Origin of the sequence: Pseudomonas sp. PDM24 (genome assembly GCF_019218905.1) — a bacterium.
GTDB lineage: Bacteria > Pseudomonadota > Gammaproteobacteria > Pseudomonadales > Pseudomonadaceae > Aquipseudomonas.
On record NZ_JAHUWR010000002.1, the window covers coordinates 562,581 to 576,732 of the forward strand.

Genomic DNA, 14,152 nt, shown 5'->3' on the forward strand with positions numbered 1-14,152 from the left:
CGTGACAAAAAACCTGCATCAGTGCCTGCTTCGACCTATCGGTCGCGCGGGTTGTTAAGCACTTCACATCTGTCACACAGAGGAAATAGCTTACCTTGACAAGCCATAAGTACTACACCAAAAATGCACAACTTCTTGAATATCAATGATGGCACTTTAAGATCACTGCGTATCCAAAGGGCCATTACACTCAAGGAAACATGTGAAGTTCCACTTGGAACTAACGTGTGAACAGCCCGACTGTCAGTCGGGCGATATGGAGATCAAATTCAGTGGAAGTGCCTTTGCTGCTTGCCGCCGTTTCCGCGACTTCGCCTTGTGGTGAAGATTTGGAATATGACGCGGATTTTTTGCGCCTGGAACGCGATTCCCAAGGCCAGCCCGAGCGCAGCATGGGCGATTCGATATTGCCTGCCGCCCCCCCTGAATGGCGCAGCATCCAGCAGCAAAGTCTGGATTTGTTGCAACGCAGCAAAGACCTGCGTATCACCCATTTCCTTTTGCAAAGCTCCCTTGCCCTCGAAGGCGTCACCGGCCTGGCTCGCGTCCTGACACTGATCAGCGAATTGCTCAAGCAGTACTGGGCCGACCTGCATCCGCGTCTGGATGCCGAAGACAACAACGACCCCACTGTGCGCATCAATGCCCTCGCCGGCCTGACGTCCGATGCCACCATTCGCCTGCTGCGCGAAAGCATCCTGGCCCGTTCGCGAACCTTTGGCGCTGTCAGCCTGCGCGCCGCCGCCAATGCCAGCGGCCTGCAAAGCTTCCCTGACGAAAACCTCGGCGCCGAGCAGCTCGCCGGAGCGTTCCTCGACAGCGATCCCGAACAGTTGGAAATCACCCGCGCCGCTTTGCACGAGGCCCGCAGCGTCGCCGAGGCCATCGAGCAACAGGTCAGCGAACAAATCGGTTCCGCCCAGGGCGTTGACCTTGGCCCGTTGAAACAACCGCTAAAAATGGCCCTGCAGATTCTCGGCCAGTTCGCCCCGCAGAGCGGCGACAGCCCCCTGCCCGATGCCATCAGCGACGACAGTGCCGCGCCGGTTGAATACGCCACCGCACCGAGCGCACCGCACAGTACCGGCACTGGCGAAATCAACAACCGCGACGACGTGCTGCGCAGCCTGGACCGGATTCTTGCGTACTACACCCGTCATGAGCCCTCCAGCCCGCTGCCGGTGCTGTTGAACCGGGCGAAGAATCTGGTGCACGCCGACTTTGCGGCCATCGTGCGCAACCTGATTCCCGACGGCATGAGCCAATTTGAAAACCTGCGCGGACCAGACAGCGAATAAAAGCGAACGGATCACGCAGTCACGTCACCGGTACCACCGATGACGCCAACACCGTCGCTTGAGCGACCAGGAGCAGCAACGTGGCGAAGCAAAGTTCTCAGAAATTCATCGCGCGCAACCGCGCGCCTCGAGTGCAGATCGAGTACGACGTCGAGCTCTACGGCGCCGAGAAAAAGGTCCAGTTGCCCTTCGTCATGGGCGTCATGGCGGACCTCGCCGGCAAGCCCGCCGAGCCTCTGGCACCTGTAGCCGATCGCAAGTTCCTGGAGGTGGATGTCGACAACTTCGACTCGCGCCTCAAGGCCATGCAGCCACGCGTCGCGTTCCACGTGCCCAACGAGCTGACCGGCGAAGGCAACCTGAGCCTGGACATCACCTTTGAAAGCATGGACGACTTCAGCCCGGCCGCCGTGGCGCGCAAGGTCGACTCGCTGAACAAGTTGCTCGAAGCGCGCACCCAACTGGCCAACCTGCTGACCTACATGGACGGCAAGACCGGTGCCGAAGAAATCATCATGAAGGCCATCAAGGATCCGGCGCTGCTCCAGGCGCTTGCCAGTGCGCCGAAGCCAGCCGAGCCTCAGGCTTAATCAGGACGAATGATCATGACCGATTCAGTACGTGCAGACGCTCAGACACTGAGCACCACCGAAGAAGCCAGCGAGTTCGCCTCCCTGCTGCTGCAAGAATTCAAACCCAAGACCGAACGCGCTCGCGAAGCCGTCGAGACCGCCGTGCGCACCCTGGCCGAACAGGCCCTGGCGCAGACCGACCTGGTGTCCAACGACGCCATCAAGTCGATCGAATCAATCATCGCCGCCATCGACGCCAAGCTCACCGCCCAGGTCAACCAGGTCATCCACCACCCCGATTTCCAGCAACTGGAAAGCGCCTGGCGTGGTCTGCACTACCTGGTCAACAATACCGAGAGCGACGAGCAGCTCAAGATCCGTGTGCTCAACATCTCCAAGACCGACCTGCACAAGACCCTGAAGAAATTCAAGGGCACCGCGTGGGACCAGAGCCCGATCTTCAAGAAGATGTACGAAGAAGAATACGGCCAGTTCGGCGGCGAACCTTACGGTTGCCTGGTGGGCGACTACTACTTCGACCAGTCGCCGCCGGATGTCGAGTTGCTGGGCGAGTTGTCGAAAGTCTGCGCCGCCATGCACTCGCCGTTCATCGCAGCCGCATCGCCGACCGTGATGGGCATGGGCTCGTGGCAGGAACTGTCGAACCCGCGCGATCTGACCAAAATCTTTACCACCCCGGAATACGCCGGCTGGCGCTCGCTGCGCGAATCGGAAGACTCGCGCTACATCGGCCTGACCATGCCGCGCTTCCTCGCGCGTCTGCCGTATGGCGCCAAGACCGATCCGGTGGAAGCCTTTGCCTTCGAAGAAAACACCGACGGTGCCGACAGCTCCAAGTACACCTGGGCCAACGCCGCTTACGCGATGGCGGTGAACATCAACCGCTCGTTCAAACACTTCGGCTGGTGCTCGCGCATCCGTGGCGTGGAGTCTGGCGGTGAAGTGGAAAACCTGCCGGCGCACACCTTCCCGACTGACGATGGTGGCGTGGACATGAAGTGCCCGACCGAAATCGCCATTTCGGACCGCCGCGAAGCGGAACTGGCGAAGAACGGTTTCATGCCGCTGCTGCACAAGAAAAACACCGACTTCGCCGCGTTCATCGGCGCCCAGTCGTTGCAGAAACCGGCCGAGTACGACGACCCGGATGCCACCGCCAACGCCAACCTGGCCGCGCGCCTGCCGTACCTGTTCGCCACCTGCCGTTTCGCCCATTACTTGAAGTGCATCGTGCGCGACAAGATCGGCTCCTTCAAAGAGAAGGACGAAATGCAGCGTTGGTTGCAGGACTGGATCCTCAACTACGTCGACGGTGACCCGGCGCACTCCACCGAAACCACCAAGGCCCAGCACCCATTGGCTGCCGCCGAAGTGATCGTCGAGGACGTGGAAGGCAACCCGGGGTACTACAACTCCAGGTTCTACCTGCGCCCGCACTATCAGCTCGAAGGTCTGACCGTGTCGCTGCGCCTGGTATCCAAGCTGCCTTCGGCCAAAGGCGCGTAAACAAGCGGATTTGTGGGTACGGCCTGCTCCCACAGGTTCTGTGTCTTGCCTGACATTCAAAGAGATTTCGCAAGGTCGGCGTTAACCAAACAATGTGGTAGAGACCACACAGGGAGAAAACATGGCTGTTGATATTTTCATCAAGATCGGTGACATCAAGGGCGAGTCCATGGACAAGGCCCACAAGGACGAGATCGACGTCTTGAACTGGAGCTGGGGCATGTCTCAGTCCGGCAACATGCACGTGGGCAGCGGTGGTGGTGCCGGCAAGGTGAACATCCAGGACCTGTCGCTGACCAAGTACGTCGACAAAGCCTCACCGAACCTGATGATGCACTGCGCCAGCGGCAAGCACATCGACAAGGTCAAGCTGACCGTGCGCAAGGCCGGCGGCGAAAGCCAGGTCGAGTACATGATCATCAACCTGGAAGAAGTGCTGGTCACGTCCCTGAGCACCGGCGGCTCGGGTAGCGATGATCGCCTGACCGAAAACCTCACCCTGAACTTCGCCAAGGTGCTGGTGGATTACCAGCCGCAAAAAGCCGATGGCACCAAGGAAGGCGGGCCGGTCAAGTTCGGCTGGAACATCCGCCAGAACGTGAAGGTGTAATCGAAGATGCCCCCGGTGTTATGCGCCGGGGGTGTTTTGGTGCTTGCTCGAATCCAATCCTTTCCTATCCGGTGTCTGAGTCATGGCCAAGCCTTCGTTTATTAATTTGTGGAGCAGCTATCCCACCGTCAAGGATCCATGCGACCAGCCCTGGGGCAACCAGTGCGCGATTCGTATGAGTGTCGCGTTGAATGGCGAGCTGACCATCAAGGTCAACAAATCGACCTACACCGATCCCAAATGCAAGCATGACCATGCCCGTGGCGCCGAGTCTCTGGCGAACTGGCTGTGGCGGCATCATTTGGGGCGTCCGACCATTTTGAGTGGTAGCGCAGCCGATCGGCTGACACTCAGCCAGAAGACCGGAATCATCTTTTTCAAGGATTGCTTTAGCCGTGCAAACGAGCCTGAAAGCGAGCGCTCAGGTGACCACATCGACCTATGGAATCGTGGCCGAACCAAAGGCTTCTTTGATGGTGATTTCCTTTCCAGACAGGTCTGGTTCTGGGAGTTGACATGATAGGGCCAATGCTCCGAGCGACACTCCTGTGCGGCCTGCTGATCAGTTTGAATGCCTGCGCTGAAACCGATCCAGACCAACTCGACGCGCCCGCTCGCACTCAAGGAACGTTCGCCGGCCAGCTACTTAAGCTAGTCGACCAGAACGGTCAATGCGCCGTCCTCAAACCTGATCAGACTCATTTGGTATTGGGTATGGAATGGCCGTGCTATTTCAACCTGAACCCAAAGGGTGAATTGCGGGTAGAAATGTTCAGAGACGTCCCGATCTTCCTGGTCGAACGGAGCGTCCCCGAACCATCGCCTAGTCGGGACTGCGATACAAAATCCCAGGCCGTACGCAAAATCAACGGTGTTCTGGAAGCCTCGTCGGTCAACCCCAGCGCCATGTGCGGGCTCGGCCAGCAAGACCAGAAAATGTTTACGGCACTATTCCGGTGGTAACCGAAATCGCCATCCGCGATCGCCTGCAACCGTCCCTCCCGGCCCGGTTGAATGCGCCGATGGCGTTTGCTGCTTGCTCCAATCCAGTCCTTTCCTGCTCGGTGCCCGAGTCGTGGTCAGGTCTTCGTTCATCAATGAAAAAGCATCTGCTCACCGTGTGCCTAGCGATGAATTTCATCAGCCTGGGCGCATGGGCCCAACATGCTGAACCGACGGCCACCCAGGCAGTCTTCGTCGGACAACAACTCAGATTGGTTGACGATCAGGGCCGATGCACACTGGTCAAACCCGACCAGACTCGTATGAAGCTGGACATGGAATGGCCTTGCAGCTTCAGTTTGGATAAACCGCAAAGGCTGCGTGTAGAGACTTTCAACGACATTCCGATATTCGCGGTCTGGCGTAGCGAGCACATGCCAGCGCCTAGTCGCGACTGCCTCAGCAAAATGCAGGCTATCCGCCAAATCAACGGGGCCCTGGAAGCGGGCGCCGCGAGTATCTATGCCTCCTGCGGCTCGGGCGGGGACCAAAAAATGTATGTGGGGCCATTTACGTGGTAACCGAAATCGCTACCCGCGATCGCCTGCAACCGTCCCTGCTGGACCGGTTGACCGATGACGACCCGAGCAATCCCAAGGAAAGCGCCGACAAGCGCGTGCTCTCCCTGACCCAACTGAAAGCCTCGGTGCTGCGTGATCTGGCGTGGTTGCTCAACACCACTTCATTGCTCGGCGCCGATGCGACGTTGCACACCCCGGCTGGCACGTCGGTGGTTAACTTCGGGCTGCCAGCCCTGGCCGGCAACAGTGCGTCGAACGTCGATATCGCGGCGCTTGAAGCGCTGATCCACCAGGCTATCGCCACGTTTGAACCGCGGATTCTGCGTAACACTCTGCGCGTGCGGGCCCGGGCATCCGCCGAGATGAACCACAACGCCCTGAGTTTCGAGATCGAAGGCGATCTCTGGGCTCAGCCAGTGCCGCTGCGCCTGATGCTGCAGACCGACCTGGACCTGGAATCCGGCCATGTGCGAGTGATCAACGCCGATCAGCGGAGACGCTCATGAACCCGCGCCTGCTGGAACTGTACAACCAGGAATTGCACCACGTGCGCGAAAGCGCGGCGGAGTTCGCCCAGGAATATCCGAAAATCGCCAGTCGGCTGACGTTGTCCGGCATGGACTGCGCCGACCCGTACGTCGAGCGCTTGCTGGAAGGTTTTGCTTATCTGACGGCGCGGGTACAGCTCAAGCTCGATGCCGAATACCCGACCTTCACCCACAACCTGCTGGAAATCGCGTACCCCCATTACCTGGCGCCGACACCGTCGATGACCGTGGTGCAATTGCAGGCCGACCCCGATGAAGGCTCGCTGAGCAGCGGCTTCCCGCTGCCCCGGGACACGGTCCTGCGCGCCGCCCTGGGCCGCGAAACCCAAACCTGCTGCGAGTACCGCACCGCCCACGCGGTGACGTTGTGGCCGTTGCAGGTCAGCCAGGCCGAGTACTTCGGCAACCCGTCCGCCATGCTCGGGCGCTTGGCCGCCAGTGAACCCAAGGCCAAGGCCGGCCTGCGCCTGACCCTGCGCACCGGCGCCGAACTACCGTTCAACAGTCTGGCTCTGGACAACCTGCCGCTGTACCTCAACGGAGCAGACGAGCAGCCCTTCCGCCTCTACGAACAGCTGCTGGGCAACGTTTGCGCCGTGTTCGCCCGTCAGCCTGGCGGTGATTGGGTGGAACGCCTGCCGCAGGACGCACTGCGCTCCCAGGGCTTCGACGATACCGACGCCGCGCTGCCAGTGGTCTCGCGGGCCTTCCAGGGCTATCGCCTGTTGCAGGAATACTTCTCCCTGCCCCACCGTTTTCTGTTTGTCGACTTCACCCAATTGAGCCGGGCGGTCAAACGCTGTGACGGCCAGGAACTGGAATTGATCGTGCTGTTCGACCGTCACGATCCGAGCCTGGAAGGCAGCGTCGGAGCCGCGCAGTTCCTGCCGTTCTGCACCCCGGCCATCAACTTGTTTCCCAAGCGCCTGGATCGCATTCACTTGTCGGAACGGGTCAATGAACACCATGTGATCGCCGACCGCACCCGACCAATGGATTTCGAGATTCATTCCCTGACCACCCTCACCGGCCACGGCACCGGGTCGGAGCAGCCTTTTTTGCCGTTCTATGCCGTACGCGATCCGTCTCGCTACGGCCGCGACCAGGCCTGGTACACGGTGCGGCGCGAACCCCGCGTGCTGTCCAGCGGCCAGCGGCGCAACGGCCCGCGCTCGACGTACATCGGCAGCGAAACCTTCGTCAGCCTGGTGGACAGTCAGCAGGCGCCTTATCGCCACGACCTGCGCCAACTGGGCGTAACAGCGTTGTGCACCAACCGCGACCTGCCGCTGTTCATGAGTGTGGGCAACAGCAAGACCGACTTCACCCTGGCCGACAGCGCACCTGTCGCGGCGGTGCGCTGCGTGGCAGGCCCGAGCCGCCCACGCGCCAGCCATGCCCACGACGCCAAGGCATGGCGGTTGATCAGCCAGCTGTCGCTGAATTACTTGTCCCTCAGCGAACAAGGCCAAGGCGCCGCCGCCCTGCGCGAACTGCTGCGCCTGTACGGCGACAGCAACGATGCGGCGTTGCAATTGCAGATCGAAGGCCTGCGCGAAGTCAGCAGCAAGGCTTGCACCCGACGCCTGCCGATGCCCGGCCCGATCGTGTTTGGTCGTGGCCTGGAGATCACCCTGGAATTCGATGAAAACGCGTTTCGCGGCACTGGAGTCTTCTTGCTCGGTGCAGTGTTCGAGCGCTTCCTGGCACGCTACGTGTCGATCAACAGTTTTACCGAGACGGTGATCCGTACCACCGAACGCGGCGAGATCATGCGATGGAAAGCCAAGCCCGGACGTCGTCCGACCCTGTGAGTACCCTGGACGCGATGCACCAGGAACCCTGGGAATACGACTTCTTCCAGGCGTTGCGGCGCATCGAGTGCGAATCGCCTGAACTGCCGCGCCTGGGCCATTCGTTGCGTCTGGCCGATGATCCGCTGCGTCTTGGGCAACAGGCCGATTGCACCTTCGCCCCGGCGACCCTGGCGTCGGTACAGCCGGGCGTCGACGGTGCGCCGGCGCGCCTGGAGCAGTTCTTTTTCGGCCTCGGCGGCCCCAACGGTCCGTTGCCGCTGCACCTCACCGAATATGTGCGCGAACGTCAGCGTAACAACGCCGACAGCACCAGTAAACGCTTCCTGGATGTGTTCCATCACCGCCTGCTGAGCCTGTTTTACCGGGCCTGGGCCGAAGCGCGGCCGACGGTCAGCCATGACCGCCCGGACGATGACTACTGGTCGGCACGCCTGGCAGCACTGAGCGGCCGCGGCATGCCGAGCCTGCTCAAACAAGGGCTGATCCCCGACACGGCGAAGTTGCATTACAGCGGTCATCTGTCGGCACAAACCCGCTACCCGGATGGTTTGAAGGCCATTCTCAGCGAGTACTTCGGCCTGCCGGTGGAGATCGAAGAGTACGTCGGCCAATGGCTGGAACTGCCGGAACGCAGCCGCGTGGGCGCCAGCGCCCATCGATTGGGCGTGGATTTTTGCCTGGGCCGTTACGTCTGGGATCGCCAGCACAAATTCCGCATTCGCCTGGGGCCACTCAAGCTGGATGACTACATGAGCATGCTGCCCGGTAGCCAACCCTTCAATGAGCTGGTGGCCTGGGTGGCCGAATACCTGGGCCATGAACTGGACTGGGACCTGAACCTGATTCTGAAACAGCCCGAAGTACCGGCGCTGCAACTCAATCGCCAGTTCCGCCTGGGTTTCAATACCTGGCTGGGCAAGCCCGAAAAAGATGCCAAGGACTTAATACTGGCCCGGCATTACGCCGAGCAGGCCAACACCTCACAAACCTCAAGGAGCCAAGAGCATGGGTGAAATCAGTCGCGCCGCGTTGTTCGGTAAACTCAACAGCGTGGCCTACAAAGCCATCGAAGCCGCCACCGTGTTCTGCAAGTTGCGCGGTAACCCTTACGTGGAACTGGCCCACTGGTTTCATCAGTTGCTGCAATTGCAGGACTCGGACCTGCACCGCCTCATCCGCCAGTTCAATATCGAGCCGGCGCGCCTGGCCCGGGATCTGACCGACGCCCTGGACCGTTTGCCACGGGGCTCGACTTCAATCACTGACTTGTCCTCCCATGTGGAAGAAGCCGTGGAGCGTGGCTGGGTCTACGGCAGCCTGATGTTCGGCGAAAGCCAGGTGCGTACCGGTTACCTGGTGCTGGGCATCCTCAAGACGCCGAGCCTGCGCCATGGGCTACTGGGGCTGTCGGCAGAGTTTGACAAGATCAAGGCCGAGGCCCTGAGCGAGCGTTTTGACGAATACGTCGGTGACTCGCCGGAAAATGCGCTCAGTGCCAGCGATGGTTTCAACGCCGGCAGCGTGCCTGGTGAAGCCAGCGGCGCCATGGCCCCCAGCGCCATGGGCAAGCAGGAAGCGCTCAAGCGTTTTACCGTCGACCTCACTGAGCAGGCTCGCAGCGGCAAGCTTGACCCGATTGTCGGGCGTGACGAAGAGATCCGCCAACTGGTGGACATCCTCATGCGCCGTCGGCAGAACAACCCGATTCTGACCGGTGAAGCCGGCGTCGGTAAAACCGCCGTGGTCGAAGGTTTTGCCCTGCGCATCGTCGCCGGTGACGTGCCGCCGGCGCTCAAGGATGTGGAATTGCGCAGCCTTGACGTCGGCCTGTTGCAGGCCGGCGCGAGCATGAAAGGTGAATTCGAACAGCGCCTGCGCCAGGTCATCGAAGACGTCCAGGCCTCGCCAAAACCGATCATCCTGTTTATCGACGAAGCCCACACGCTGGTCGGTGCCGGTGGTGCCGCCGGCACCGGGGACGCGGCCAATCTGCTTAAACCGGCCCTGGCCCGGGGCACCCTGCGCACCGTGGCCGCCACGACCTGGGCCGAGTACAAGAAGCATATCGAGAAAGACCCGGCCCTGACCCGTCGCTTCCAGGTGGTGCAAGTCGCCGAGCCGTCCGAAGACAAAGCGCTGTTGATGATGCGCGGCGTGGCCTCGACCATGGAAAAACACCATCAGGTGCAGATCCTTGACGAAGCCCTGGAAGCCTCGGTCAAGTTGTCCCATCGCTACATCCCGGCGCGTCAGTTGCCGGACAAATCCGTGAGCCTGCTGGACACCGCTTGCGCCCGAGTCGCCATCAGCCTGCACGCCGTGCCGGCCGAAGTGGACGACAGCCGTCGCCGCATCGAGGCGCTGGAAACCGAACTGCAAATCATCGCCCGCGAGCACGCCATCGGCATCGTCATCGGCGCCCGCCAGAGCAACAGCGAAAACCTGCTGGCCGCCGAGCGCGAACGCCTGGCGGAACTGGAAAGCCGCTGGGCCGAAGAGAAAACCCTGGTGGACGAACTGCTCGCCACCCGCGCCACCCTGCGCGAAAGCGTCGGCGTGGTAGACCGCGACGTTGGCAGTGAAGACAGCCACGTCCTGCGCGAAAAACTGGTGGACCTGCAACAGCGTCTCAGTGCCCTGCAAGGGGAAACCCCGCTGATTCTGCCGACGGTCGATTACCAGGCCGTGGCCTCGGTGGTCGCCGACTGGACCGGCATTCCGGTGGGCCGCATGGCCCGTAACGAACTGGAAACCGTACTCAACCTCGACCAGCACCTGAAGAAACGCATCATCGGCCAGGACCATGCCTTGCAGATGATCGCCAAGCGCATCCAGACCTCCCGCGCCGGCCTCGACAACCCGAGCAAGCCGATTGGCGTGTTCATGCTCGCCGGCACCTCCGGTGTAGGCAAGACTGAAACCGCACTGGCACTGGCCGAAGCCATGTATGGCGGTGAGCAGAACGTCATCACCATCAACATGAGTGAGTTCCAGGAAGCCCACACCGTGTCCACCCTCAAGGGCGCGCCACCAGGCTATATCGGCTATGGCGAAGGCGGCGTGCTGACCGAAGCCGTGCGGCGCAAACCCTACAGCGTGGTGCTGCTGGACGAGGTGGAAAAGGCCCACCCGGACGTGCATGAGATCTTTTTCCAGGTCTTCGACAAAGGCGTGATGGAGGACGGTGAAGGACGGGTGATCGACTTCAAGAACACCTTGATCCTGCTGACCACCAACGCTGGCACCGAGCTGATTGCCCAGGTCTGCAAAGACCCGCAAAACGTGCCCGAGCCCGAAGAGATCGCCAAGGCCCTGCGCCAGCCGCTGCTGGAGATTTTCCCGCCGGCATTGCTGGGCCGCTTGGTGACCATTCCGTACTACCCGCTCAGCGACGAGATGCTCAAGGCCATTACCCGCCTGCAACTCAACCGCATCAAGAAGCGTGTGGAGAACACCCACAAAGTGGCCTTCGATTACGACGACGCGGTGATCGACCTGATCGTCTCCCGCTGCACCGAAACCGAAAGCGGTGGGCGGATGATCGACACCATCCTGACCAACAGCCTGTTGCCGGACATGAGCCGCGAGTTCCTCACCCGCATGCTCGAAGGCAAAGCGCTGGCAGGGGTGCGGATCAGCGCCCGGGATAACGAATTGCACTACGACTTCAGCGACGCGGCCTGACCGGTCTGGAACACGGTCAATGTGGGAGCGGCGGTGCGACGATTCGACTTGCTCGCGAAGGCGGACTGACATTCAACATTGATGCTGGATGTCATGGCCCCTTCGCGAGCAAGCCCGCTCCCACACTAAGTCCGGTTCCGGCAGTAAGAAAGCAACGAAACGTTTACGGGATAACTGATGCTATTCAAGCAACTCTCACGTCTGGCAAAAATCACCAGCCCCCTGGGGCCGGATGTGCTGTTGCTCAAGGACATGGGCGGCGGCGAAGAGCTGGGGCGGCTGTTCAACTATGAGCTGCAATTGCACTCGCTGGACAACGCCATCGACCTCAATCAGTTGCTGGGCAAACCCATGTGCCTGAGCCTGCAACTGGACGGCGGTGGCGAGCGCTTTTTTCATGGCATCGTTGCCCGTTGCAGCCAGAACGTCGACCAGGGCCAGTTCGCCAGCTACCAGGCCACGCTGCGGCCTTGGCTTTGGCTGCTGACCCGCACCTCCGATTGCCGGATTTTCCAGAACCTGACCATCCCGCAGATCATCAAGCAGGTTTTTCGCGACCTGGGTTTTTCCGACTTCGAAGATGCGTTGAGCCGGCCCTATCGCGAGTGGGAATACTGCGTGCAGTATCGCGAAACCAGCTTTGATTTCGTCAGCCGCCTGATGGAGCAGGAAGGGATCTACTACTTCTTCCGCCATGAACAGGGTCGTCATGTGCTGGTATTGGCCGATGCCTACGGCGCCCACACCAGCGTGCCCGGCTACGCTTCGGTGCCCTACTACCCCAAGAATGAACAGCAGCGCGAACGCGATCACATTCACGACTGGCGCTTGGCCCAGGAAGTCCAGCCGGGCTCGCTGGAACTCAACGACTATGACTTCCAGCGCCCCAGCGCGCGAATTGACGTGCGCTCGGCCATGCCTCGTCCGCACACCGCCGGCGACTATCCGCTGTACGACTATCCCGGCACCTATGTGCAAAGCGCAGACGGCGAACATTACGCCCGCACCCGCATCGAAGCCTTGCAGACCCTGCACGAACAGGTCGAGTTCGCCGGCAACGCCCGGGGCCTGGGGTCGGGGCATTTGTTCAGCCTCACGGGCTTCAGCCGCCAGGACCAGAACCGCGAATACCTGATCGTCGGCGCCCGTTACTACGTCGCCCAGGAAAGCGGGGAAACCGGCGGCGCTGGCGCTTCGGCGCAGTTCGAAAGCAGCCTGACCTGCATCGACGCGCAACAAAGCTACCGTCCCCTGCCCAACACCCACCGCCCTATCGTCAAAGGCCCGCAGACCGCACTGGTGGTTGGCCCCAAGGGCGAGGAAATCTGGACCGACCAGTTCGGCCGGGTGAAGGTGCATTTCTATTGGGACCGTCACGACCAGTCCAACGAAAACAGTTCGTGCTGGATTCGCGTGTCGCAATCCTGGGCCGGTAAAAACTGGGGCTCGATGCAGATCCCGCGGATCGGCCAGGAAGTGATCGTCAGCTTCCTCGAAGGCGACCCGGACCGGCCGATCATCACCGGCCGCGTCTACAACGCCGAACAAACCGTGCCCTACGACTTGCCGGAAAACGCCACCCAAAGCGGCATGAAAAGCCGTTCGAGCAAGGGCGGCACACCGGCGAACTTCAACGAAATCCGCATGGAAGACAAGAAAGGCGCCGAGCAGCTGTACATCCATGCCGAGCGCAATCAGGACATCGTGGTCGAGGTGGATGAAAGCCACTCGGTGGGCCACGACCGCAACAAGAGCATCGGGCATAACGAGACGGTGACCATTGGCAACAACCGCCTGCGTATCGTCAAACAGGAAGACATTCTTTCGGTGGGCCAGCGCAAGACCGACAGCATCAGCCAGAGCTACGTCATTGAAGTGGGCGAGAACCTGCGGCTGGTCTGTGGTGAAAGCATCCTGGAACTCAATGCCAGCGGCCAGATCAACCTGACCGGCGTGCAAATCAGCTTCTATGCCAGCGGTGATGCCGAGTTCAACACCGGCGGCGTGCTGCACCTGAACAACGGCGGCGGCGCTGGCGCCACGCCTGATGGCCAGGGCGTCAAGGCCAGCATCGACGCCAACATCAATGCCGCGTTTCCCAAGCCCAAGGGCTAATCACGAGATCTGTGTTCCATGACTTACCGAATCAATGAATTTCAGTTCCAACTGCCGGCAGGCGAACTGCAAGACGCGTCGATCAACATCCTCAAGTTCCCTGAACTGGGCACTTCGCTGATTGTCAGCCGCAGCTTGCTGGCCGAGGGCGAAACCTTGCAAAGCAACTTCGACGACCAGCTCAAGCGCCTGGAAAAACAAGTGCAAGACTTGCGTTTTCAACCGGGCGTCGCCGTGCATCTGGGCGCCAGCCAGGAAGTCGAAGGCATCGAGTTGCGCAGCCAGTTCAACAAGGGCAACGACAAAGTCTTCCAATACCAGTTGGCACTGGTGTTGCCCGGCACCCGCAAGATGCTCGCCCTGAGCTACGTGAAGGCCGAGAAACTTGGCGATGCCGAAGCCGCGCATTGGGCGACCATCAAGAGTTCGCTGTTGTTCGACGTTCCGGCCTGATGAGC

13 protein-coding genes are annotated in these 14,152 nt (G+C 60.8%); all 13 read left to right on the forward strand.

From position 1 onward, the window contains the following. Positions 1 to 272 precede the first annotated feature (272 nt). The 13 genes from tssA (at position 273) to KW837_RS10510 (ending at position 14,147) form a co-directional block, all read left to right on the forward strand. A complete protein-coding gene (tssA, locus tag KW837_RS10450) occupies positions 273 to 1,298 on the forward strand; it encodes a type VI secretion system protein TssA (RefSeq protein ID WP_218395545.1) in 1,026 nt (341 codons plus the stop codon). An 80-nt stretch (positions 1,299 to 1,378) separates the two neighbouring features. After that, positions 1,379 to 1,888, forward strand: coding sequence for a type VI secretion system contractile sheath small subunit (tssB, locus tag KW837_RS10455; protein ID WP_007894500.1), 510 nt, complete (start codon positions 1,379 to 1,381; stop codon positions 1,886 to 1,888). 15 nt (positions 1,889 to 1,903) lie between these two features. Then, positions 1,904 to 3,397 (forward strand): type VI secretion system contractile sheath large subunit, encoded by a 1,494-nt coding sequence (tssC, locus tag KW837_RS10460; RefSeq protein WP_218395547.1) that lies wholly within the window; start codon positions 1,904 to 1,906, stop codon positions 3,395 to 3,397. Between the two features lie 121 nt (positions 3,398 to 3,518). Beyond that, positions 3,519 to 4,007 (forward strand): type VI secretion system tube protein Hcp, encoded by a 489-nt coding sequence (locus KW837_RS10465; protein WP_007894494.1) that lies wholly within the window; start codon positions 3,519 to 3,521, stop codon positions 4,005 to 4,007. 82 nt (positions 4,008 to 4,089) lie between these two features. After that, a complete protein-coding gene (locus KW837_RS10470; protein WP_218395549.1) occupies positions 4,090 to 4,527 on the forward strand; it encodes a type VI secretion system amidase effector protein Tae4 in 438 nt (145 codons plus the stop codon). Positions 4,528 to 4,535: 8 nt separating this feature from the next. Continuing rightward, positions 4,536 to 4,970 carry a hypothetical protein gene (locus tag KW837_RS10475; protein WP_177319496.1) on the forward strand — a complete coding sequence of 145 codons (435 nt, stop codon included), beginning with the start codon at positions 4,536 to 4,538 and terminating at the stop codon, positions 4,968 to 4,970. Between the two features lie 134 nt (positions 4,971 to 5,104). Further along, positions 5,105 to 5,530, forward strand: coding sequence for a hypothetical protein (locus KW837_RS10480; RefSeq protein WP_123500803.1), 426 nt, complete (start codon positions 5,105 to 5,107; stop codon positions 5,528 to 5,530). Next, positions 5,524 to 6,036 (forward strand): type VI secretion system baseplate subunit TssE, encoded by a 513-nt coding sequence (gene tssE, locus KW837_RS10485; protein WP_008007710.1) that lies wholly within the window; start codon positions 5,524 to 5,526, stop codon positions 6,034 to 6,036. The genes KW837_RS10480 and tssE overlap by 7 nt, the downstream gene beginning before the upstream one ends. Then, the gene (gene tssF / locus KW837_RS10490; RefSeq protein WP_218395551.1) at positions 6,033 to 7,892 is read left to right on the forward strand and encodes a type VI secretion system baseplate subunit TssF; all 1,860 of its coding nucleotides are present in this window, start codon (positions 6,033 to 6,035) and stop codon (positions 7,890 to 7,892) included. Before tssE ends, tssF begins: the two co-directional genes overlap by 4 nt. Then, entirely contained in the window at positions 7,856 to 8,908 is a 1,053-nt protein-coding gene (gene tssG, locus KW837_RS10495) for a type VI secretion system baseplate subunit TssG (RefSeq protein WP_218395553.1), read from the forward strand. Before tssF ends, tssG begins: the two co-directional genes overlap by 37 nt. Next, on the forward strand, positions 8,901 to 11,579 hold the full coding sequence (gene tssH, locus KW837_RS10500) for a type VI secretion system ATPase TssH (RefSeq protein WP_218395556.1): 2,679 nt from the start codon (positions 8,901 to 8,903) through the stop codon (positions 11,577 to 11,579). The genes tssG and tssH overlap by 8 nt, the downstream gene beginning before the upstream one ends. A 177-nt stretch (positions 11,580 to 11,756) precedes the next feature. Next, on the forward strand, positions 11,757 to 13,694 hold the full coding sequence (gene tssI, locus KW837_RS10505) for a type VI secretion system tip protein TssI/VgrG (RefSeq protein WP_218395558.1): 1,938 nt from the start codon (positions 11,757 to 11,759) through the stop codon (positions 13,692 to 13,694). A gap of 18 nt (positions 13,695 to 13,712) precedes the next feature. Next, positions 13,713 to 14,147 carry a DcrB-related protein gene (locus tag KW837_RS10510; RefSeq protein WP_218395560.1) on the forward strand — a complete coding sequence of 145 codons (435 nt, stop codon included), beginning with the start codon at positions 13,713 to 13,715 and terminating at the stop codon, positions 14,145 to 14,147. Positions 14,148 to 14,152 lie beyond the last annotated feature (5 nt).

What these genes read in the sequence shown, in the direction of transcription:
- tssG (WP_218395553.1), top strand. Translation starts at nt 7,856, where the DNA reads ATGGAAAGCCAAGCCCGGACGTCGTCCGACCCTGTGAGTACCCTGGAC.
- KW837_RS10465 (WP_007894494.1), top strand. Translation starts at nt 3,519, where the DNA reads ATGGCTGTTGATATTTTCATCAAGATCGGTGACATCAAGGGCGAGTCC.
- tssC (WP_218395547.1), top strand. Translation starts at nt 1,904, where the DNA reads ATGACCGATTCAGTACGTGCAGACGCTCAGACACTGAGCACCACCGAA.
- tssH (WP_218395556.1), top strand. Translation starts at nt 8,901, where the DNA reads ATGGGTGAAATCAGTCGCGCCGCGTTGTTCGGTAAACTCAACAGCGTG.
- KW837_RS10480 (WP_123500803.1), top strand. Translation starts at nt 5,105, where the DNA reads ATGAAAAAGCATCTGCTCACCGTGTGCCTAGCGATGAATTTCATCAGC.
- KW837_RS10470 (WP_218395549.1), top strand. Translation starts at nt 4,090, where the DNA reads ATGGCCAAGCCTTCGTTTATTAATTTGTGGAGCAGCTATCCCACCGTC.
- tssF (WP_218395551.1), top strand. Translation starts at nt 6,033, where the DNA reads ATGAACCCGCGCCTGCTGGAACTGTACAACCAGGAATTGCACCACGTG.
- tssI (WP_218395558.1), top strand. Translation starts at nt 11,757, where the DNA reads ATGCTATTCAAGCAACTCTCACGTCTGGCAAAAATCACCAGCCCCCTG.
- KW837_RS10510 (WP_218395560.1), top strand. Translation starts at nt 13,713, where the DNA reads ATGACTTACCGAATCAATGAATTTCAGTTCCAACTGCCGGCAGGCGAA.
- KW837_RS10475 (WP_177319496.1), top strand. Translation starts at nt 4,536, where the DNA reads ATGCTCCGAGCGACACTCCTGTGCGGCCTGCTGATCAGTTTGAATGCC.